This is a genomic window from Litorivita pollutaquae (assembly GCF_003205515.1).
Classification (GTDB): domain Bacteria; phylum Pseudomonadota; class Alphaproteobacteria; order Rhodobacterales; family Rhodobacteraceae; genus Litorivita; species Litorivita pollutaquae.
This window is the reverse complement of sequence record NZ_KZ826482.1, coordinates 323,295-344,796: the sequence shown is the minus strand read 5'-3', so window position 1 is coordinate 344,796 and position 21,502 is coordinate 323,295. Positions and strand designations below refer to the sequence as shown.

Here is a 21,502-nt window from a genome sequence, read left to right as displayed (position 1 = left end):
TAGTAACGCCCATTCGCGGTAGGCCAACGCCGATCTAGCCGGATCAGGAAATTCATCCCAAGACCCACATGGAAATCCGACCCGATCTGCGCCCCCTTCAGGCTGAAATGCAAAGCGGCCCCGCGCAAGGAGGGCCGCTTTCGTCTTGCCGGATCATGTGATCAAAGCGCGGTGTCGGTGCCCAGAATATTCGTCACCTGACTGGACAGGACACCGCCATTGCCATGCGCCAGTGCCAATTCGGCACCCGCGATCTGGCGGTCTCCGGCCTCGCCGCGCAGCTGGCGCACCGCTTCGACCAGCGTGAAGATGCCATACATGCCCGGATGCACGCAGGACAGCCCGCCGCCATTGGTGTTGACCGGCAGGTGACCGCCGGGCGCGATGCCGCCGTTTTCGACAAAGGCACCACCTTCGCCCTTCTTGCAAAAGCCCAGATCCTCCAGAAACAGGATCACGTTGATGGTAAAGGCATCATATAGCTGCACCACGTCAATGTCGGCGGGTTTGACGCCGGCCATTGTCATCGCCGCCGCGCCGGATTGGGCCGCGCCGGTCACGGTCAGGTCCGCCATTTCGGAAATGTCGCGGTGCGTCGTGCCTTCGCCGCCGCCCAACAAATAGACCGGGGGCTTGGGATGATCCTTGGCCGTCTCGGCCCGCCGCATGACGATCGCGCCGCCGCCATCGGTGACAAGGCAGCAGTCGCGCACCCGCAGCGGATCAGAAACCAGCCGCGAGGCAATGACATCCTCGCGCGTCAGGGGGTCGCGGATGAACGCCTCGGGGTTCTTTTGCGCCCAGGCGCGGGCGGCCACTGCCACGTCGGCGAGCTGTTCGCGGGTGGTGCCAAATTGCGTCATGTGACGGTCCGCAGCCAGCGCGTAGGATGACAGCGGGAACATCGGCTTGTAGGGGGCTTCATAGGTGGGCAGGCCAAGCGCAGTCATCAGCTTGCCCGAGGCGGTGCGCTGGTTCGACCCGTAGCAGATCAGCACCGTATCGGCGAGCCGGAGCTCCAGCAGCATCGCGGCCCAAAGCGTGTGCGACAGGAACGACGAGCCGCCCATGCGGTTGTTCATGGTGAACTTGGGGTTCAGCCCCAGTTCCTGCGCCAGGGTTAGCCCCGACAGCATGTCCAGCGGCTGGCAAGTGGCAATGGCATCGACCTCGCCCAATGCGATCCCCGCGTCGGCCAGCGCGCCATACGCGGCCTCAATCGTGATTTCCATCGAACTTTTGCCATGGGCCTCGCCGCAGCCGGCCAATGCGGCGCCGACGATGGCGGCTTTTCCCCGCAAACTCATAATGCACCTCCTTCGGGCCGGAACACCACGGCCGGTTCTCCGTCCGCGCCTTCGCCGATCGCTGCGGTGACCTTCAGTCCGGCGACAATCTCTTCATTTGCGATGCCGTCAACGCGCGACATCATGCGCACGCCTTCATCGAGATCCACCAGCACCACGTTGTAATCGCCGCCCCGTTCGGGTTTTCGGCGCACGATTGTCCGCGCATAGACCGTGCCGTGACCCGTCGGAGTGATCCATCCAAGGTTTGCGCTGCCACAGGTCGGGCAGATGACGCGCGGATGAAAAATATACGCGCCGCAGCCACCACATTTTTGAATTTCGAAGACGCCTTCGGCCAGCTTGGCGGCAAAGACGGCGTCCGGCCCCGGGCCGTTTTTCAAATCAGTCATTTCAGAATCCAATGTGATAACCGCCATTCACGCTCAGGTGCTGGCCGGTGATGTAGGATGCTGCGTTTGACAGCAGGAAACAGACCGGCTGCGCCACTTCGTCCGGGGTGCTCATACGGCCCATCGGGATTTGTGCCATGTATTTGTCGGCGAATTTGTCCGAGCGGATCGTTTCGGTCATCGGTGTTTCGACCATTCCGAAACAGACCGAGTTGACGTTGATCCCGTAACGGCCCCATTCGCGCGCCGCACTCATCGTCAGGCCAAGCACGCCGGATTTGGCCGCGCCATAGTTGATCTGTCCGATTGTGCCGCGGCGACCGGCATCGGATGAAATGTTGACGATGGCGCGGCGTGCCGCGCTTTCCGGATCCTTCTGGGCCTGATCCTTATAATAGGTGCCCACCGCCTGCAGGCAGGCGAAGACGCCGGTGAGATTGACGTCGATGACCTGCTGCCACGTGGCGCGGTCCATCTTGTGGATCATCGCGGCGCGCACGATGCCGGCGTTGTTCACCAATCCGTTGATGTCCCCGAATTCGTCGAGCGCGAATTTCACCAGCTTTTCGGGGAAATCCGGATCGGCCACATTGCCCGTAATGGCGCGGGCATTGCTGCCGATCTGTTCGGCCGTTTCCTTGACGCCGTCTTCGTTCAGATCGTTCACCACGACCTTGGCGCCCAGTTCTGCCGCCAGCGCGGCCACGCCCCGACCGATGCCCTGTCCGGCGCCGGTGACAATAATTACCTGATTTTCCAATGTCATCGGGTTGATCATCTCTCTCTCCTCACTTCATTCGATGTTGCAACTCAGTCTTCGCCGTGCGGCGCGGGCCAGCCCGAGGGCGGTGTGACCCGTTTGATCACCGCATCCCCATGCGCCAGACGCTGCCCGTCCTGATTTATAATCTCGCCCTGCACGAATACCATTTTGCGCCCGCCCCCGGCGATGCGCGCGCGGGCCGTGAGGGTGTCACCTTCGGCTGCCGGGCCGACGAAACTGGTGGTGAGCGACAGCGTCAAACAGCGATGACCGGGGCGGCCTTCGCCGACGTAGGCCGCGCAAAAGGTCACTGCGTTGTCCAGCATAGTTGCGTAGACCCCGCCATGCACCGCGAATGAGCCGTTCAGGTGGTCGCGAGTGATCTGCAATTGCAATTCTGTTTTGTCTTCGCCCCAGCATATAAACCGGATGCCCAACAATGCATTGAACGGGGCGGGAACCTCGGGTTTGCCATCTTGGAGGCTCATCTCAAGCGGCCTCCCGATCGCGGGAAAACACAACGAGGATCGCCGCAAGTACGGTGATCGCGACACCGGCCCCAACCGCGCCGGGGATCGGAACGGCCAGCATTGCGGTCGACGGCAGCGCGAAAGCCAAACCGGCAACCCCGAGCAAAAGCCGCGCGATCCCGCCGGTGGGGCCGGGTTCGATACGCCCGACTCCCAAAAGATAGCCCTGCAATCCGGCACAAATCAGCAAGACGCCGACACCCGCGCGCAGGACCGTCAAGAGGCTTTCGACGAACCCCGCTTGTAAGGTGTAGGCGGGATCAAGGACAAAGAAGAAGGGAAGGATATAGATGATCGTCCCCAGCTTCATCGCCTCAAAAGCCGCCGCAAAAGGTTTGGCCTGTGCAATGGCTGCTGCGGCAAAAGCCGCCAGCGCCACGGGCGGGGTAATATAACTCAGCATGCTCCAGTAGAGGATGAAGAGGTGCACGCCAATCGGGTCGAGCCCGCCGGCGATCAAAGCCGGAGCCAAAGACACCGCAAGGATGACATAGGCGGCGGTCACCGTCATGCCCATCCCGAGGATGAAGCTGGTCAAAGCCCCCAAAAGCAGCAATAGGAATGTGTTGCCGCCCGCGATGAAAAGCAGATCATTCGAGATCGTGCCGGACATGCCGGTTACGGCCAACCCGCCAACGATAAGCCCGACCGCCGCGAGGATCGCCACCAGTTCGACAAACAATCGTCCGGTTGAAATCAGGAAATCCATCAACTCTTCGCGGCCCCAGCGCGATTTTGACAGCAGTTGGTTCAACACAATCAACAGCGCGGTGGCATAGAAGGGCGCGATGGCCTCCCGTTTGAGATAGAGCAGCATCCAGATGAGAAGCCCGAAGACGGCGAGGAAATACCAGCCTTCGCGCAGCACCTTGCCGAATTTGGGGAGATCGGCGCGCGGCACACCTTTGAGCCCGTTGCGCGCCGAATAGGCGTCGATCTGGGCGAAGAGGCCAAAGAAATAAAGCAGCGAGGGCAGCACCGCCGCAACCACGATGTTGGTGTAATCGGTCATCAGAAAGCTGGCCATCACAAAGGCGGTGGCCCCCATGATCGGCGGCATCAGCACCGCGCCGGTCGACGCCGCCGCCTCGATTCCGGCGGCATAACTGGGCCGGAATCCTACCTTTTTCATCGCCGGAATGGTGATTGACCCGGTGGTGAGCACATTGGTGATGACGCTGCCGCTCATTGAACCCGTCAGCCCGCTGGTCAAAACGCCGACCTTGGCCGGTCCGCCCCGCACATGCCCGAGCGCGGCAAAGGCGATGTCGATAAAGAACGGCCCCGCGCCGGTGTGTTGCATCGCGACCCCGAAGATCATGAATCCGACCACCAGATTGACAAAACTGCGCATCGGGATACCCAGAACGCTTTCACCGCTCATGGCATGGAAAATCGCCGTTTCGACCGGCGGGCGTTGAAACCCCTGAATCGGGCCCGGCGCATAATTGGCGATCATCGGATAGATGGAAAACATCAAAATGACGCCAAACAGCATCCAACCGCCGGTGCGCCGCGCGGCCACCAGAAGCAGGAACCAGAAAGAGAAGCTGGCAATCACGGCGTGGAGGGGGGCGGAAAAATCCCACCCTTTGTTCACGACGCTGCGCCCGTAATAGGCAAAGAACACGCAGGTGACGAGCGCCAGAACAGCCAGAAAATAATCCAACCACCGGGTTGCCCCATGCGGGTTTGTCTTGCTGCACGGAAAGATCAGGTACACCAGCGGCAGCGTCAGGACCAGCATCACATAGAGATAGTGAATCTCGAGCAGGCGGACGTTCATAAAGAACCCGAGGTTGAAAAGATGGTTGATTGACGCCGCTGACAGCAAAATCGCCGATGCAGCGAGCAGCCAGCGAAGGTAAGGGGGCAGGGTGCCCGTGACCACCGGCTGTGCTGCTTCGTTCTGGATTTCCTGTGACATGCCCGATTCCCCGTGTTGTGCCGGATTTTCCGATGATGCGCGGCGCCCGAAAGGCACCGCGCCGCGTTATGTCAGCGGAAAAAGACGTCGTGACCGGCGCTTTCCAGCGCGTCGCCGCGCGCCTTCATCCAAGCCTCAGTGAAGGCGTCTTCACCATCGGGGGCGCTGTCGACAAAGCCCTCCCAAGCCTGTGCAAGAACCTTTTGCCGGTCCACCAGCTTGTCCTGATTTTCTTGGGCTTCAGCTGTCCAAAGGCCTTTTTCCTTGAAATAGGCGACGCTGCCATCGCTCCACGGCATCACCCAACTCAGGATCTGGCGATCAATTCCGTAGGCATTGGCACCGGGGGCGGCGTCTTTGTAGTCGTCGAAACCGGCGTCAAGCGCGGCGACGATATTGCGCACCTCGGTGCTGTCCTGTTTGGCCTCGGTGACGAGGATCGGATAAGGATATTGTGCCATGGGCAGCGGAGAGGCAGGGTCGATGGCCGGCCCCACCGATACCATATGCGGCGTAACGAAGGGCGCCACTTTGGCGTAGCGGGCCCAAGCTTCGGTCGCATCCGCAGGGGTTTCAAGCCATTTGAGGCCACGAGGGCTGGAATCGATCTGGTAGTTCACCGTGGTGGTTGTCAGCGCGAAGGCCGCATCGACGCGATTTTCGATGATGCCCTTGAGCGTGTTCACATAGCCCGAAAACTCAACGGCCTCCACATCGTCCCATCCCAGATCTCCAAAGGCCAGCAGGCCCTCCATGTTGACGTCAATGGCGGGCGAACTGACGGCGCGGCCGACCCGTTTGCCCTTGAGGTCGGCAACGGTTTCGATGCCGGAATCAGCGGCGACAGCCACGCCCAGACCATAATCGCCCACGGCCTGAAGCACGGCCCGGATCGGCTGCGGCCCCCATTCAGGCGCGGCAAACAGGAACACACCCTCGCCGGCGAAATAGGAGGCGATGCCGCAGAGGCAGTAATCCACTGTGCCATTTTTGAGCGGCGTCATCCGCGAGACGTCGTTGCGCCCCGGAAGCACCCGGATTGTTGTGCCGAAACGGCTACGCATCATGTTGCCGATGGCGATGGATTGCGCGTGTCCCGCCGAGCCGGTGTCATAGGCCGACCAGGCGATCACCTTCGGCAATTCGATGTCTTGTGCGCCAACCGGTGCGGCGATCGCCAGACACCCGGCAGCGGCAATACTTGTCCATCTGAAGTTCATTGTCGTCTCCTCCTTGTTGGTTGTTCCGGCGGTGCCGGCCGTCTGTTTAAAGTTCCGAGAAGGGCACGGTCTTGTCGACGCGTATCTCCGGCGGAAGCCCGAGAATGCGTTCGCCGATGATCGTGCGCTGGATCTCGTCCGACCCGCCGGCGATGCGGTTGCCCGGAGCGGTCAGATACTCGTTGCGCCAGCGCGCCACGTCGTCGCCGGCTTTGGACGAAATGCCCGCTGCCGTTCCCGCCAGCTCCATTCCGAAGGCCCCCATTTCCTGCCGCAGTTTGCCCAACAGCAGTTTTCCGATCGAGCCTTCCTCCCCCGGTGCCTCGCCGCGCGACAGCGACGTCATGACCCGGTAGGAGGTGAATTCAAGCCCGCGTTGCCGCGCAATGAAATCAGCGATGCGCGCCCGTACGTCGCCGTCTTCGATGGCCGGGCGTCCGTTGCGTTCGACACGGGCGGCAAGCGCGATCAGCTCCTCGGCGCGGGCTCCGCCGCTGGCGCGCCCGACCGAAATGCTGAACCGTTCGTTCATCAGCGTTGTCAGCGCCACCTTCCAGCCTTCCGATTCGCCGCCCAAACGGGCGCTGTCGGGCACGCGGAGATTGTCGATGAACACCTCGTTGAAGCTGGCTCCGCCGGAGATCTGGCGGATCGGACGGGTTTCGATGGCCGGATCGGACATCTCCACGAGGAACATGGTCATGCCCTTGTGTTTGGGCACCTTCGGGTCGGTGCGCGCCAAAAGGATGCCGTGACTGGAATAATGCGCCCCCGAGGTCCAGACCTTTTGACCGGAAATCACCCAATCATCACCGTCGCGCCGCGCCCGCGTCCGGATGCCCGCAAGATCGGAGCCGGCGGCAGGTTCGGAAAACAGCTGGCACCAAATGTCCTCGCCGGTCAGAGCGCGCGGCAAAACTGCGGCTTTCTGGGCCTCGGTGCCATGGGTCATAACCGTCGGCCCGACCAGCCCGATGCCGATCAAGAAGACATTGGGCGGCACGGCAAAGCGGCCTTCCTCCTGATTCCAGATCACCTGTTCGATCGGTGTGGCGTCGCGGCCCCCGAAGGCACTGGGCCAGGTCAGCCCGGCCCAGCCTGCGCCGGCCTTGCGGGCCTGCCAATCTTGCGCCCGCGCGACGTCGTCGGCGTCGCGGGCCATGAAGTGATCCTGCGTCTTTTCGCTGCCGTCGCGCAGGGATGCGTTGGCGTCGAGCCAGTCCCGCGCTGTTGCGCGAAAGGCGGCTTCTTCGGGGCTGTCGCTAAAATCCATCTGTGTGTTTTCCCTGTCAGCTTGCGGCGCGCGGGGCATCCGCGATGTTTTCAAACAACCGTTCGCGCCAGATGGCGGCGGGGCCGAGTTCTGCCTTCAACTGCCAGCCGCGCCGCAAAAACAGATGCGGGTCGGCGGCCCAGGTGAAACCGATGCCGCCGTGCAGCTGGATCGATTCCTCGGTGGTGAATTGCACCGCATCAAGCGCCGAGAGGCGCGCAACAGCGGCGGCTTCGGGTAGTCTGTTATCGCCGCTCGCCAGCGCCCAGACGCCGAAAAAGGCATTCGACCGCGCCAGTTCGATTTTGGCGAACATATCCGCGAGCCGGTGTTTGACCGCCTGAAAGCTGCCAATCTGACGCCCGAAGGCCTGCCGCTCGCCGGCATAGGCTGTGGTCAGGGACAGGATGCGCTCGGCCAGGCCGATCTGTTCGAAGGCCGCAAGCACCGCAGCCCCGTCCACAAGCCTCCGGATGGCCATAGGGTCCGAGCCGGGCAACAATTCGACCGGGGTGTTGTCAAAGAGGATCTCGACCGCCGGACGCGTGCGGTCGATGCAATCCAGCGCCCGAATGGTCACGCCAGGGGCGCAGAGATCCGCAAGGTAAAGACGCGCGGTGCCGTCGTGGTCTTTTGCGATGACCAAGGCTTGATCGGCTTCGGCACCGAAGGTGACCGGCGTTTTGCGCCCCGTGAGGCGATCCTGAGCGACTGTCGCAGTACTCTTTTCCGGCCCGAGACCTCCGTCTTCGGCGAATGCGGCCGCGATGATTGTTTGGCCGCTGGCGATTTGCGGCAGATATGTTTCCCGTTGGCTTTTTGTGCCCATGCTTTCGATCGCCGGCACCGCGATGCCCAGCACCGGGGCAAATGGCACGGCGGCCAGACTGCGGCCGATCTCTTCGGCAAGGATGGCCAATTCGACAGCGCCCATGTCCGAGCCGCCGACATCTTCAGCAATCGCGAGGCCCAGCCAGCCGCCTTCGGCCAAAGCCGCCCAAGTCGGCGCATCAAACCCTTTCGCTGTATCCAGACGGTCATGCGCGACCGCCAAGGTGGCATGATCGCCCAGCAAGCGGGCCAGAGTTTCGCGTATGGTATCTTGTTCCTCGGAAAAACCGAAATTCATGCCAAACCACCTCCTAAACATCATGGGCGTTAAAACCGTGGGCATCGAAATCACAGGTATCCAACGCCCTGCCTGGTCACGGTAGATTGGGCGACGGTAGATTGGCAGACGGGATGCACCAAACGCTATCCGGCCCCCGGTCGTGCAAAACCACATATGTGCAAAGTTATCGAAGCGCCGCCCTTTGGGGCGCGGGGCGGGATTCATCACAAATGTGCTCGATCCACGCCGAGTGCGCCGAAACGGGCGCTTTAATTGATTGTGGCCGCGCTTGTCTTCTAACCTGCACCGACGCGGGATTGACGCGGAACTCAGGTGGTCGCTTGCCGGAATATCCGAAGCGATGCACCCATCTGACAAAAGGATTTGAGCGGCATGGAAACTGTGGGCCTTGGATTTTGCTACGAGGATTTGCCGGTGGGGCGCAGGTTTCGGACCATCGGCCGCACCGTGACCGACGCCGATATCACGAATTTCATCAATGCCACCGGCATGCTTGAAGTGTTGTTCATCAACAGCGATTTTCGAGAAAAAGAATCCAATATTGCGGGGTTCGCCGCGCCCGGCGCGTTGGTCTACACCTTTATGGAGGGGCTGTTGACCCAATCCACGATGCAGCACACCGGCTTTGCCTTTTTGGAAATGGAGCTAAAGGTTCTGGGCCCGACACTCGCTGGCGACACCATCCATTGCGAGGTCGAGGTGACCGAGGCGCGCCGCTCGAAAAGTCGGCCGAACCGAGGTTTGGTGCGGACCCGCAACAAGGTGTTCAAGCAAACGGGCGAACAAGTTCTGGAATACACGCCCTTGCGGATGATAAAGGCACACACCGTGGACGAAGAACCAACTGTGACTTGAGCCTGTCCAATATGCTCGGTACAGGCGATGCGGGCGGCACAATTTGCCGAGATGCCCCCGCAGCCTCTGCCAGCGGCTCGGCGCATCGCGAAACTGGAGCAGATGTCATGAAAACCGCGCAGTCTGACCAAATTGGATCTGCCGGGCGTCCGTCGGAAGGCCCGAGATCCCTGACGCGGATCCTGGCGCTCTTCGATCTGTTTGCGCAAAGCAACCGGCGCATGTCTCTTGCAGAGCTGAGCAGCAAACTGGAATGCCCCAAGAGCAGCCTTTTGGTGCTTTTGCGCCCTCTCACTGAAAAGGGATACTTGATGCGCGAGAATGACGCCTATTCTCTCGGGCCAAGTATATTCCAGTTCGCGCAAACCATATTGACCAACCATCCGTTTGAAACGGCCCTGCGCGGGATCATGAATGATCTGGTCGAACGGACCGGCGAGACGGTCCTTTTCGCGGTGCGCGACGGGGATCGCGTCGTGTATTCGTCGGTCATAGAAAGCCCGCAGCCCGTCCGCTACGTTGCCCAGATAGGTATCAACCGGCCGCTGTTCTGTTCGGCGTCGGGGCTTGTTATGTTGGCCTATGACACGCCGCAGGAGCTCGACGATTACTTTCAGCGGACAGAGTTGACGCCGCTTACCCCGCATTCCGTGACCGACGAACGGGAATTGCGACAGATCATCGCGGAGATCCCCAAGCAAGGCTACTGCAGCACAGTGGGCACCGCGCATATTGACGCGGCCGGTTTCGGTGTTCCGGTGTTCCGCTCCAACGGTCGGCTGGCTGGCGCGCTGGTGCTTGGTGCCCCGTTGGAGCGCGCGGTCAGGAATAAAGAGCTGTGCGTCGCCGCCGTCAAGGAAAGCGCGGATCAGCTGTCGCTTGCTCTGGGGTATCGCCGCAACCCCAATTGAAGCGCCTTGCCATTGCTGCGCGGCGGGCAATCCTTGACCCTTGGATTGCCCGATGACATCCCCCTACCGTAGACCAAGGCCGCGCGCGATGATGCCGCGCAAGATCTCACGGGTGCCCCCCCGAAGCGAGAAGGACGGCACCGCAAGTTCGGTATAGGCCAGCACCGCAGCATAGCTGTCGCGCCCTCCGGGCACCGCCGGACGCGAAATCAGGCTGCGGGCCAGACGCGGGATATCCTGCTCGAAGAGCGCGCCGAGATCCTTGACGATCGCCGCCTGAAGCGCGGGGTTCTTGCCCTCGTTCAGCATACCGGCGACCGACCGCGACATTTGCCGCAGCACCATCAGATGCGCGGCCAAACGGCCGATCTCGGCCTGTTGCGCCTCGGTGGCGTCCTGGCGCAGCACCCGGATCATTTCCTCGATCAGGGCAAAAGACGACAGGAAGCGTTCCGGCCCGCTGCGCTCAAAAGCAAGTTCGCTCATAACCTGCGACCAACCCTCGCCCTTTTCACCCAAAAGCGCATCGGCGGGCAGGAACGTGTTGTCAAAGATCACCTGATTGAAATGATGTTCTCCGGCCATGTCGATGATCGGGCTGATCTGGATGTCCTTTGTGGTCTTGAGATCGACCAGAAGCTGGCTCATCCCGCCGTGGCGGTCCTCGCTTTTGCCGGTGCGGCAAAACAGGATCATGTAATCGGCCACATGGGCATAGGTCGTCCAGACCTTGGTGCCATTGACGCGGTAACCGCCCTCGACTTCGGTGGCGATTGTGCGGGTGGCGGCAAGGTCCGAGCCGGAATCAGGCTCGCTCATTCCGATGCAAAAGCTCAGCTCGCCCGCAGCAATACGCGGCACGATCGCGCGTTTTTGCTCTTCGGTGCCCTTGGCCAAAATCAGAGGGCCGCTCTGGCGGTCGGCGATCCAATGCGAAATCACCGGCGCGCCGGCGGCCAGCAGCTCTTCGGACACGACATAACGTTCCAGCGCGCTGCGCGCATGCCCGCCGTATTCCTTGGGAAAGGTCATGCCGACCCAGCCGCGCTGCGCCAGCTTGCGCGAGAAGTCGCGGCTATGCCCGTTCCATGATTTCGCACGTTTCTCGGGCGGAAAATCTGCCAGTTCTTCAGCCAAAAATGCACGGACCTCTTGGCGCAGGTCGTCGTGATCGGCGCCGGGCGGGGGTGGGGGAAATGCGGTGAGGGTCATGCCGGTGCGCCTTGTGCTGTGCTGTCGGTGATAAATTGCCAGAAGGTGTCTTGCGGGCTCGACAGAGCCGCCCGTCCCAATTCCGTGCTCCACTCCAGTTCGGTGCCGAACTCGTCGCGCCAACTCCAGATCCGTTTGGTGAAATGGTGCAGCGCATGTTCCTGCGTATAGCCGATGGCCCCATGGATTTGGTGTGCCAGAGCCCCGACCGTTTCTGCGGCTTCTCCGGCGCGGCTTTTGGCGGCGGCAACGGTCAGCGCGAAGGCGGCTGTGTCATAGCTGTCGGCGGCCATTTCTGCGGCGGTGCGCGAGGCGGCGGTTTCTCCGGCCATGGTCGCCAAACTGTGCTGGATCGCTTGGAATTTGCCGATCGGGCGCCCGAATTGCACCCGGTCGTTGGCATATTCGACGCTCATCTGCAGGATGGTTTCCATCGCGCCAGCGGTGGCCAGACTGCGCACAAGCGCGCCCAGCCCGCGCATTCCGCCCATGGATCGGGGCAGGGCGGCGGCATCGGCTTCGGTCAGATCGCGATCAACCGCCACTTCGTCGCGCGGCATTCCGGCGAGATCCTGCCCCGGAGTAAGGGTTAGATCCTTGACCGGCAGGGACAGAACATGATCGGTGCCGTCCAGCGCGGCAATGGTCACGATCCGGTCGGCCCAGCGGGCAAAAGGCACCACTGTCAATTGCCCGCTTGCATGGATCGCGACGCCGCGCCGTTCCAGCCGCAGCCCCGCGCCCTCGGCGATGGTCAGCCGGCCGCCAGGCAGGGTCAGACCCGCACGCGCCAGAACCGCATTGGCAATCAGGGTTTCGGCCAGTGGCAGCGGCAGACCATGCGCCCCCGCAATTCGTGCCAGCCCCAGCGCCTCGGCGGCGGGCACACCAAAACCGCCAGCCTCCTCGGGCACCAGAGCCATGTGCAGCCCGGCCTCTTCGATGCGGGTCCAGAGGGCATCGGGGCATTGCCCCGCTGCGGCGTCCTCGCGCAGGCGGTGGGTGACATGGTCGCGCAAAAGCCGTTCGGCCATGTCGAAGATCATCGACTCCATCAGGTGGTCCTTTCAGACAATATTAGGTTGGCGGCTGGCGTGCCGCGTTGTGGATTATTGTGCTGTGTATCGGGGGGCTTGTCCATCGTGGGGATCGGATTTGGCAGCGGTGGCTGATGGAGCCATCTACACAGAGCCTGACAAAATACCGCCACAGACGGCGGCGTGCGGTAAATGGCCATCGCGGTATCTTTCGCGCAAAGCGTGGCCTGCGCGGCATCCGTCTTGCCCTGCCGCTGCGGCGCGTTGATGAACCGCGCCCAAGGGGGAGTGCAGTCACGTGTCCTATTCTGATCCTCGGTGAGATTGGATATTGCCTCGCGTCAATGGAGGCGTTCAATTCCCAAGGCCACCCTTTTGCACATATGTGTTGGAGTAGGTAATCCGCGTTGCGTTCCTTGCGCCTTTGCGCCACCTTGGAAGACAAATCTTCGTTCCTGCCGGATTCGCCTTTTGCCGAATTCGTCCCTGACGGATCGGGCATCGGGCTTCTACGGTAAAGCTGTGGGAGGAAGGGCGAACGTGGCTGAAGGTGTCGACGGGAATGGTCGAGAAGACAAAGGCGCGCACGCGACAAGATAATTCAAGACGCTCCTGTGTCATTGCCCGTCGGAATAGGATTCTGAAGAATACAGGGCTGCACGATACATTGCTGCACTATATAGGGTTGAACGGACCTGCGCCGCTCGGCTCCTTTGGTGTCTTGGGCGCGCGGCTCGGCCCGTGCCGGCAAAAGGGGCGTCTGTGCTGCCCAAGCGAAAGACGCCAGTATAATCGGCATCGGTTTTCGGGCAACACATCGGGTGCGATATCGGGCGTGGCCACATCTGCCGCCGCCGCGCATCCCGACCAAAGCCGCCTTTGGACATGTGAGGGCCGATGTCGTCCATTCTATCACTAAAACGCTCTGATGCGCGCAACTGGATTGCGGCTTTTTGTTTGCTATGTTGCCTTGGCGGCGCCATCGCACAGGGTATCTTTGGCTATGGCGGTGCGGCCGTTGCGGTAATGCCTCTTTTCGGCGTCTATCTTGCGTTGGCGTTCCGCAACATTGCCCCCGTCGGTTTTGTGCTGCTCTTCTTTTCCCTCGTGGTGGCGGTTCTGGCGCTGGCCAATGGCATCGAGGCCAGTATTTTCGTCGAAGCGGCGGGCCGCGTCGTCTTCCTGTCGGCACTGCTGACGGCTGTCGCTTTCTTGCGCATTGCGGCCACCAACGACCGGGTCGTGGAAGTGGCCGGAGAATTCCTCACGTTGCAACCGCCGACCCGCCGCTATGCGTCTTTGGGCGCGGGGGGGCATTTGTTTGGTGTGCTCCTGAACCTTGGCGGGCTGGGTGTGATGTTGGAAGTGATCATGAAAGGGCTGCGCGCGCATCGGGATGAGATGGACGATTTCGTCTACGCCGCCCGCAAACGGCGCATGGTGAGCGCCTGTATGCGCGGGTTTTCCTCGATTGCCTTCTGGACGCCCTTCGGGATCTCTCTCAACCTGATGGTCCTTACCATTCCGGGGTTGGAATGGGCGATTCTCGCGCCTTACGGGATCGCGCTGGCCGGGGTGCTTTTTCTACTGGGCTGGTTGTTTGACACGGTGGAATGGTGGCGCCCGCCCTCGGCGCGTGGCCGTGCACCGGCCCTTACGGGGGATCTGCCGGGATGGAGCCGGTGGGCCGCCTTGATCGTTGCAGGCCATGTCATCGTTCTGGGGTCTGCCGTGGTTTCATTGGATCGGGCGACCCCGTTCAGCTTCCAAACCGTCCTGATTTCGGTTGTTCCGATCTATGCGGTGCTCTGGGCAGCGTTGCGCGGCGGCGGTATTGGCGGTGTCACCGCCATGTCGCGCCGGTTCGTCGCCCAGTCATCGGGATACGCCACCGAGATGAGTGTGATTGCTTCGGCGGGGTTCATCGGGCTTGTTGCGCTCGAAGTCGTGCCGGTCGAATGGGTCGCGGACCACCTCGGCTGGATCGCTGCGCGTCCGGTTCTGACCGTGATCCTGTTGGTGTTCACGGTGTTCTTGACGGGGCTATTGGGGGTGCACCCGATGATCTCGGTCGTGCTGTTGGCCGAAGTGGTCAATCGCGTTGGTGTGGAGGGCTTGTCTCCGCTCGCTTTGGGGCTTTCTCTGGCCGGCGGATGGAGCAGCATCATCTGCATGGGGCCGGCCATCACGGCCGTGGTCTATGCCTCTGGCATTGTAGGGGAATCGCCCGTGACCATCGGCTTGCGATGGAATGGGCTCTTCGGCATCGCGAGCATTCTACTTGTCACCTCTATTCTCGCGACGGGCGTCGCTATGGGGCTGATCTGATCCCCTGACGCGCGGCGCGGACAGGGGAGCCGGCTATTCGCACATATGTGTTCGATCATGCTTTGCGCATGCAGGGAGGCGGCGAACCGCGCGAATTGCATTACTGTTGATCTGCGTAGAGGTTTTCACGCCCTGCGCGGAAAAAGAACAGTCGGAGCGGCCCCCATACGATGGAACGCAAAAAGAAACCCACGCGTCACAGCAAGGTCACAAGCCTTGGGGATGCGGCAATCCTTGCCCGGAATGCTTTGAGAGAACGCCCCGAGATTTGCCTCGGTGGGCTATTTAAACAGGGCCGGCCCGTCGCTTTGGTGCGCGCGCTGCTGGCTGCGGGCGCAAAGGATCTGCATGTCTATTCGTCGCCCGGCGCGGGTTATGACATCGATCTGATGATCGCGGCGGGCGCGGTCGAGCAAGTCTTCATTCCCGGCGTCACGTTGGAAAATCGTCTTTGCCCGAATTTTCGCAGCGCGGTCGAATCCGGGCAGGTGACGGCGCATGCACTTGATGCGCTGACCGTGGTGGGGGGGCTTATGGCCTCGGCCCATGGTGTTCCGTTCCAACCGATTGATGCGCTGCGCGGGTCGGATGTTTTGAAGCACAATCCGCTTATACGTGAAATCGACTGTCCCTTTTCGGGGCGCCGTATCCACGCCGTTGGCCCGATCCGGCCCCGCGTCACCTTCCTTCACGCGCAGGAGGCCGACCGATGGGGCAACCTGCGCTATCTCAGCACGATGGTTTATGCCGATCAGTTGATGGCGCGCGCCTCGGATATGGTCATTGCCAGCGTAGACAGGATCGTGCCGGACGACGTCATTCTGGACGATCCGTCGCGGGTCACGGTGCCGGCCCATTATATCGATGCTGTGGTCGAGGTGCCCTATGGCGCGCACCCCACTGCGAGCTTCCCCGGTTACGCAATGGATGAGGAGCATATCGACGCTTACGCGGATCTGGGCGACGCCGCCCGAACCGGTGACCGCGCGGGTCTGGACGCCTACATCGCGCGTCATGTGACCGCGCCGACAAGCCAAGAAGATTATATCAAAGCGGTCGGGGGAGCAGACAATCTCGCCCGGCTCAAACCGGAGGCCCGAACAGAATGAGCGCGGCGTTTTCCCCTCTTGAACAGATGGTTGTCGTGCTGGCCCGTGACCTCGCCGATGGCGAATTGGGCGCGGCGGGGGCTGCGGCTTTGGTGCCGATGGCGGCAATCGCGCTGGCGCGCGAACTGCACGCCCCCAACATGACCGTCGGCGGAGAAATGTTTTTCAACCCCGAGCCGGGGCATCTGTATCCTTCGATGCTGGATGACCGCGCCTTGGGCCGCTGCGAGGCCGCCGAAACCTTCATCGAGCTTTTCGGCCACAGCCATCATGGGTTGGATTTCTTCTTTCACAGCGGGCTGCAGCATGATGCTTATGGCAACATCAACCTGCATCACGTCGGTGGCACATTGCACGCGCCCAAGATGCGCGGACCGGGGGCGGCCAACCTGTCCTATTGTCACACTTCGACGCGTTTTTATATCTGCCCGACCGTTCATACGGCGCGCAATTTTGTCGAAAAAGTCGATTTCATCACCATACCGGGGCATCTTTCCGGCCCCGAGGCGAAGCGCGCCGCTGGCCTGACCAAGGAAGGTCCACGGTTCGTGGTGACACCGCGCGCGGTCATGGATTTCGATCCGGCGACGTTGCGGATGCGGCTGAAGTCGGTCCATGCGGGCCATACCGCCGAAGAGGTTCAGCGTCATACCGGGTTCGATCTCGGCATTAGGGGGGACGTGCCGCAGACGCCGGCGCCAACAGAGGAGGAGCTGACTGTCCTGCGCGAGCGGGTCGATAAGACCGGAACTTTGCGCATCTGACGCGCCGTTTCGGATAATTTTGAACAACGACTGGGAGGAAGATATGTTCAAACGCATAACAATCAAAAGCCGGGTGGGCATCAGTACCGCAGCCGCCTTGAGTGCCATTCTTGTGGGCGGGGCGGTTTCGGCCACGGATCTCACGATGGGGACCACGAGCCCGACATCCAGCCACTTTACGATTTCGGTCGCGATGAGCAAGGCAATCGAAACCGGTATTGAGGGCGCGACCGTCAATGTGATCGAAACCGGTGCCAGTGTGGACAATGTCCTGCGTCTGGCGCGAGAAGAAATCGATCTGGGCCTGGCCACCACGGACATTCTGATCTCGGCCAGAAACGGAACCGGAAAGTTCGAAGGCAACGCCATTGCCGATACGGTTGCGCTCTATCCTTATAGCGCGTCGGTCCTGTTGATTGCCGCAACCGAAGCATCGGGCGTGACCTCGCTCGACGATCTGGACGGCAAGAAATTCAATCCCGGCATCCGGGGATCGGCCGCCGAAACCCTGACAACCACCGTGCTGTCGATGTTCGACATCGAGGCCGACCTTGTGCATGGCGCGGTGGGTGACGCGGTGGAAGGCATCAAGAACCGCCAGATCATCGGCTATAGCAAATACGGCGCCGCAAACTCTGTAGATGCGACGTTGCAAGAGCTGATGACCAGCACCCAGATGCGCTTGATCGGCTTCTCCGAAGAGCAGGAGAAAGCGGCGACGGAAGGGATGGAAGGCGTCGGTTTCACAACCCTTCCCGCCGGGCTTATTGCGGGGTCCGAGGAGATGCGGGTGCCCAAGCTCAACGTTTTCTTCCTGACCCGCACCGGCGTCATGGATGACGAGACCGCCTATGATATCGCCCGCAGCATCCACCAGAACATGGACCTGCTGGTCGAGGCCTGGCCGCAATTGGCGGAGTATGACATCGCCGCCGATGCCGTCGCGACGATGGAGGCCGGTGTCGTCTATCATCCGGGCGCGGCGCGCTACTGGAAAGAAGCCGTAGGCAACTGATTTCGCACAGCGGACAACCACACTGCCGGTCGAACGGACCGGTCGAGCGGGGCGCCTCATGCGCCCCGCCGTCTGGGGAGGAAACATGAAACACTCATCGACCGAAGCTTCGCCTTGGGAACGGCGGGGAGCGCAGGCACTCGGCGCGTTATTCGCGGCCTTCGTGGCGCTGCATTTTTACAACGCTCTGTTCGGGCAATTCGAACCGCTGGTTCAACGACCGATCTTTATCGGTTTTGGTCTGGGCGGTGCCTTTTTCCTTTATGCTGCGCGCGCGTCGCGAACCGGCGGCCGAAATGGTTTGGAACGGGCCATCGACATCACACTGGGGCTGCTGGCCTTTGGCGTGTGTCTCTATGTGATCGTCAACCGGGACCGCTTTTCCGACATCATGGTGCAATACGGCCCGCTTGATAAGACCGCCGGATTGCTGGCGGTTCTGTTGACGCTCGAAGCGGCCCGGCGGGTGATCGGATGGTTCCTGCCTCTGCTGGCGCTGATCACGGTTTTCTATTATTATTTCGGCTATGATTTGATCGACGGGGGCTGGCGCCCGCCGCGTGTTTCGGCTCGTACGGCGGTCGAAACTTTCTACAGCTCGACCACCGGTATCTTCGGATATCTGGCGGATGTTGGCGCACGGGTCATCACGATCTATGTGCTTTTGGGGGCTTTGCTGCTGTCCACCGGGGCGACCGATGTGTTCATGAAAATGGCCACATGGATCGCCGGACGCACCTTTGGCGGCCCTGCCAAGGTCTGCGCGCTGTCCTCGGCGATGTTCGGGACGGTGACCGGATCGGCGGTGGCCAATGTGATGGCGACAGGATCGATCACCATTCCCACGATGAAGCGACTGCGCTATCCGCCGGCCTTTGCCGGCGCGGTCGAGGCGGTCGCCTCTTCCGCCGGTCAGCTAACGCCGCCGGTGATGGGGGCGGGGGCCTTTATCATGGCCGAGTTCCTGAACATTCCCTACACCCAGATTGCTGTGGCCGCGATTGGTCCGGCGTTTCTCTATTACCTCGCCATATGGCTGGGTGTGGATCTTTATGCGCGCCGCACAGGTCTTCAGCCGACGCCGAAAAACGAAATGCCGAAACCGGCGGATTTTCTGGCACCCGACAAGGCGATCCCGCTGTTTCTGCCGATCGCAACAGTGGTCTACTTTCTGTTTCAGGGCTATACGCCGAGCTTTGCCGGCGCGGCCTCGATCATCGTTTTGATTTTGGCCTGTGCGGTGGTACGCCCCTTTGGCCAGAACTCAGGGACGCAAGGATTGAAGGCATGTTGGGTCGAGCTGGCCCGCGACGTTTACGGCGGCATGGTCGAGGCGGGCCGCGCGCTTGTGATGATTGCGGCACTGCTGGCTTGCGCCGCGATTGTCGTCAAGGTTCTGACGGCGACGGGCGCGGGGGTGAAAATCTCGAACCTGCTGTTTTCCGTGTCCGATCAAGGCCTGATCGTCGCCTTGTTACTGGCGGCTGTGCTGTCGATCGTGCTGGGCATGGATGTTCCGACCACGGCTTCTTACGTTCTGGCGGCTGCGGTGGCCGCGCCCAGCCTCGTGCGGCTTGGTTTGCCGGAGCTGACGTCCCACCTGTTTGTCTTCTACTACGCGATCCTCTCGGCCATCACGCCGCCTGTTTGTGCCAGCGTTTATGCTGCCGCCGCATTGGCCGGGACCAGTTTTTGGAAAGTGGCCGGGCGCGCGCTCTCGCTGGCCGGGGCGGTCTATGTGGTGCCTTTCTTGTTTGTGTTCCGGCCTGGGATCTTGGCACAGGGTGGCGCCGGTCAGGTCATTTTGGATCTGGGCGTGGCCAGTGCCGCTGTCTTTGCTGTCAGCGTCGGGTTCAGCGGCTACCTTCGAGGAACGCTTTCCGTGACCGGCCGGGTCTTGTTTCTGGCGGCGGCCGCGCTGCTGTTCTATGCCGCGCCAATGGCCGATGTTGTCGGCGGCGCCGCATTGATCGGGTTGTTGGCATGGCGGTTCCTTCGCGGTGAGCGCAAGACCCTCAGCACCGGATGACATTCCTGCACTTCATATAAAAGGGCCGCCGCAGAATACCTGCGGCGGCCCTTTTGGGTTTGGTGTCGCGGACCTGTGTCCGTTGTCTCAGATCATCTTGAAGTAGGGAAAGGTGACCTCATCGGTGGCCTTCACGAAGGTCACTTCGACCTTGGCGCCGATCTTCACGGCTTCGGGATCGTCGGTTTGGACACGGCTCATCATCCGTGGACCTTCTTCCAACTCGATCAAGGCAACGACGTAAGGCACGTCATCGGCAAAGGCCGGTCCGGCCGGACGGCGGGCGATGGTAAAGGTATGCACCTCGCCGCGCCCGCTGACCGTGTCGAATTTAAGGTTGTCGGAATGGCAATGCGGGCAGATTGCACGCGGATAGAAGTGATGCTTGCCGCAATCGCCGCACAGCGGGATGTCAAGCCGGCCCTCGCGTGCGGCCTCCCAATAGGGCGCGCTGTCATGGTCGATCACCGGAAGCGGTTTTTCGATGCTCATCGGATCAGTCCTTTTGCAAAATTACGGTCGCGCCGGAGGACAGCGTGCCCCCCGTGCCATGTACCAGCGCGGTTTCGGCGCCCGTGACCTGCCGGTCGCCGCAGTCGCCGCGCAATTGCCGGCTGGCCTCGATCAGCAGGAACATCCCGTACATGCCCGGATGCAGCGCCGATAGACCGCCGCCATTGGTGTTCATCGGGAAGGCGCCGCCGGGCGCTGTGCGTTGGCCCGATACGAAATCGCCGCCTTCGCCGATCTTGCAAAACCCCAGCGCTTCGAGGGTGAGCAGAACCGTGATGGTGAAACTGTCATAGACCTCGACCACGTCGATGTCGGAATGGGTGACTCCGGCCATTTTCATCGCCGTTTCGCCAGCCTTTTGCGCGGGCAGCAGGCGGGCAAGGTCGGGCATTTCTGCAACCGCCCAATGGGTGTGCGCCTCGCCATAGCCCTTGACCGCGATCGGTTTGGTCTTGAGATCCTTGGCGCGCTCGGCGGTGGTCATCACGATGGCGCCGGCCCCGTCGGTGACAAGGCAGCAATCAAGCAGGTGCAGCGGCTCCGAGATCATCGTGCTGGACAGAACGTCGTCGATGGTGAGCGGATCGCGCCGCGTTGCGGCGGGGTTCAATTGCGCCCATTTTCGGGTGGCGACGGCAATCTCGGCCAGATTTTCCGAGGTGGAGCCATATTCGTGCATGTGACGCTGCGCCGCCATCGCATACCCGCCCACAGGCGTCGGCATCCCGTAGGGCGTTTCGTGCTGCATTGACAGAACCGAAGGGCGTCCGCCCAGATTGCGGCTGCGCAGGGATTTCTGATCAGAACTGTAAACGATCAGCGCAACCTCGCAATAGCCCTCGCGCAGCGCCATCGCGGCATGGGCGACATGCGCCTCGAACGCCGAGCCGCCGATATTGGTACCGTCAACGTAGGTTGGCATGATGCCCAGATATTCGCCCAATGTTACAGTGGCGAGCTGACCGGGCCCGGGCACGCCCCACATGCCGGCGGTCAAAAGACCGTCAACATCATCTAGCGTCAGGCCGGCCTCTTCCACGGCGGCCTTCGCCACCAAGGCCGCATGGCCCAAAACCGAAGCTTTGGTGACGAATTTGCCGTCCTCGATTGGCGCGTCAGCAAGGCCGACGATCACCGGATCGCGTGCGTTCTTCATAGGTTGTTTCTCCTTGTTGGCCGGTGGTG

At 61.5% G+C, this 21,502-nt stretch carries 19 protein-coding genes; 7 read left to right on the top strand and 12 right to left on the bottom strand.

Annotated features, from left to right (window positions below; genetic code table 11):
- Positions 1-161: 161 nt before the first annotated feature.
- The 8 genes from DI396_RS05520 to DI396_RS05485 form a co-directional block, all read right to left on the bottom strand.
- The gene (locus DI396_RS05520) at positions 162-1,307 is read right to left on the bottom strand and encodes a thiolase (protein ID WP_110795172.1); all 1,146 of its coding nucleotides are present in this window, start codon (positions 1,305-1,307) and stop codon (positions 162-164) included.
- Complete coding sequence (locus tag DI396_RS05515) at positions 1,304-1,699, bottom strand: Zn-ribbon domain-containing OB-fold protein (RefSeq protein WP_110795171.1); 396 nt, start codon at positions 1,697-1,699, stop codon at positions 1,304-1,306. Before DI396_RS05515 ends, DI396_RS05520 begins: the two co-directional genes overlap by 4 nt.
- A gap of 1 nt (position 1,700) precedes the next feature.
- The gene (locus DI396_RS05510) at positions 1,701-2,477 is read right to left on the bottom strand and encodes an SDR family NAD(P)-dependent oxidoreductase (protein ID WP_110795170.1); all 777 of its coding nucleotides are present in this window, start codon (positions 2,475-2,477) and stop codon (positions 1,701-1,703) included.
- A gap of 32 nt (positions 2,478-2,509) precedes the next feature.
- Positions 2,510-2,950: a PaaI family thioesterase gene (locus DI396_RS05505; RefSeq protein ID WP_110795169.1), complete on the bottom strand. Its 441-nt coding sequence runs from the start codon at positions 2,948-2,950 to the stop codon at positions 2,510-2,512.
- Position 2,951: 1 nt separating this feature from the next.
- Positions 2,952-4,919: a TRAP transporter permease gene (locus tag DI396_RS05500; RefSeq protein WP_110795168.1), complete on the bottom strand. Its 1,968-nt coding sequence runs from the start codon at positions 4,917-4,919 to the stop codon at positions 2,952-2,954.
- Positions 4,920-4,990: 71 nt separating this feature from the next.
- Positions 4,991-6,139 carry a TAXI family TRAP transporter solute-binding subunit gene (locus tag DI396_RS05495; RefSeq protein WP_110795167.1) on the bottom strand — a complete coding sequence of 383 codons (1,149 nt, stop codon included), beginning with the start codon at positions 6,137-6,139 and terminating at the stop codon, positions 4,991-4,993.
- Between the two features lie 46 nt (positions 6,140-6,185).
- Positions 6,186-7,412 carry an acyl-CoA dehydrogenase family protein gene (locus DI396_RS05490; protein ID WP_110795387.1) on the bottom strand — a complete coding sequence of 409 codons (1,227 nt, stop codon included), beginning with the start codon at positions 7,410-7,412 and terminating at the stop codon, positions 6,186-6,188.
- A 16-nt stretch (positions 7,413-7,428) separates the two neighbouring features.
- Positions 7,429-8,541: an acyl-CoA dehydrogenase family protein gene (locus DI396_RS05485; RefSeq protein ID WP_110795166.1), complete on the bottom strand. Its 1,113-nt coding sequence runs from the start codon at positions 8,539-8,541 to the stop codon at positions 7,429-7,431.
- A gap of 375 nt (positions 8,542-8,916) precedes the next feature.
- On the opposite strand from DI396_RS05485, the gene DI396_RS05480 reads away from it, so the two are divergent.
- Positions 8,917-9,399 (top strand): MaoC family dehydratase, encoded by a 483-nt coding sequence (locus DI396_RS05480; RefSeq protein WP_110795165.1) that lies wholly within the window; start codon positions 8,917-8,919, stop codon positions 9,397-9,399.
- A 107-nt stretch (positions 9,400-9,506) separates the two neighbouring features.
- Entirely contained in the window at positions 9,507-10,310 is an 804-nt protein-coding gene (locus DI396_RS05475; RefSeq protein WP_110795386.1) for an IclR family transcriptional regulator, read from the top strand.
- A gap of 63 nt (positions 10,311-10,373) precedes the next feature.
- On the opposite strand, the gene DI396_RS05470 is transcribed toward DI396_RS05475, so the two are convergent.
- Positions 10,374-11,522, bottom strand: a complete 1,149-nt coding sequence (locus DI396_RS05470; RefSeq protein ID WP_110795164.1) for an acyl-CoA dehydrogenase family protein — start codon at positions 11,520-11,522, stop codon at positions 10,374-10,376.
- On the bottom strand, positions 11,519-12,577 hold the full coding sequence (locus DI396_RS05465) for an acyl-CoA dehydrogenase family protein (RefSeq protein ID WP_110795163.1): 1,059 nt from the start codon (positions 12,575-12,577) through the stop codon (positions 11,519-11,521). Before DI396_RS05465 ends, DI396_RS05470 begins: the two co-directional genes overlap by 4 nt.
- 879 nt (positions 12,578-13,456) lie before the next feature.
- Between DI396_RS05465 and DI396_RS05460 the strand changes: the two genes are divergently transcribed.
- The 5 genes from DI396_RS05460 (at position 13,457) to DI396_RS05440 (ending at position 19,804) form a co-directional block, all read left to right on the top strand.
- On the top strand, positions 13,457-14,887 hold the full coding sequence (locus DI396_RS05460; protein WP_110795162.1) for a hypothetical protein: 1,431 nt from the start codon (positions 13,457-13,459) through the stop codon (positions 14,885-14,887).
- A gap of 170 nt (positions 14,888-15,057) precedes the next feature.
- Positions 15,058-15,996, top strand: coding sequence for a CoA transferase subunit A (locus DI396_RS05455; protein ID WP_110795161.1), 939 nt, complete (start codon positions 15,058-15,060; stop codon positions 15,994-15,996).
- Entirely contained in the window at positions 15,993-16,760 is a 768-nt protein-coding gene (locus DI396_RS05450) for a CoA-transferase (RefSeq protein ID WP_110795160.1), read from the top strand. The genes DI396_RS05455 and DI396_RS05450 overlap by 4 nt, the downstream gene beginning before the upstream one ends.
- A 43-nt stretch (positions 16,761-16,803) precedes the next feature.
- Positions 16,804-17,775, top strand: coding sequence for a TAXI family TRAP transporter solute-binding subunit (locus DI396_RS05445; protein ID WP_110795159.1), 972 nt, complete (start codon positions 16,804-16,806; stop codon positions 17,773-17,775).
- 85 nt (positions 17,776-17,860) lie between these two features.
- On the top strand, positions 17,861-19,804 hold the full coding sequence (locus tag DI396_RS05440) for a TRAP transporter permease (RefSeq protein WP_235851758.1): 1,944 nt from the start codon (positions 17,861-17,863) through the stop codon (positions 19,802-19,804).
- An 87-nt stretch (positions 19,805-19,891) separates the two neighbouring features.
- On the opposite strand, the gene DI396_RS05435 is transcribed toward DI396_RS05440, so the two are convergent.
- Together DI396_RS05435 and DI396_RS05430 are read right to left on the bottom strand one after the other, a co-directional pair.
- Positions 19,892-20,296, bottom strand: coding sequence for a Zn-ribbon domain-containing OB-fold protein (locus DI396_RS05435; protein WP_110795157.1), 405 nt, complete (start codon positions 20,294-20,296; stop codon positions 19,892-19,894).
- Positions 20,297-20,300: 4 nt separating this feature from the next.
- The gene (locus tag DI396_RS05430) at positions 20,301-21,473 is read right to left on the bottom strand and encodes an acetyl-CoA acetyltransferase (RefSeq protein WP_110795156.1); all 1,173 of its coding nucleotides are present in this window, start codon (positions 21,471-21,473) and stop codon (positions 20,301-20,303) included.
- Positions 21,474-21,502 lie beyond the last annotated feature (29 nt).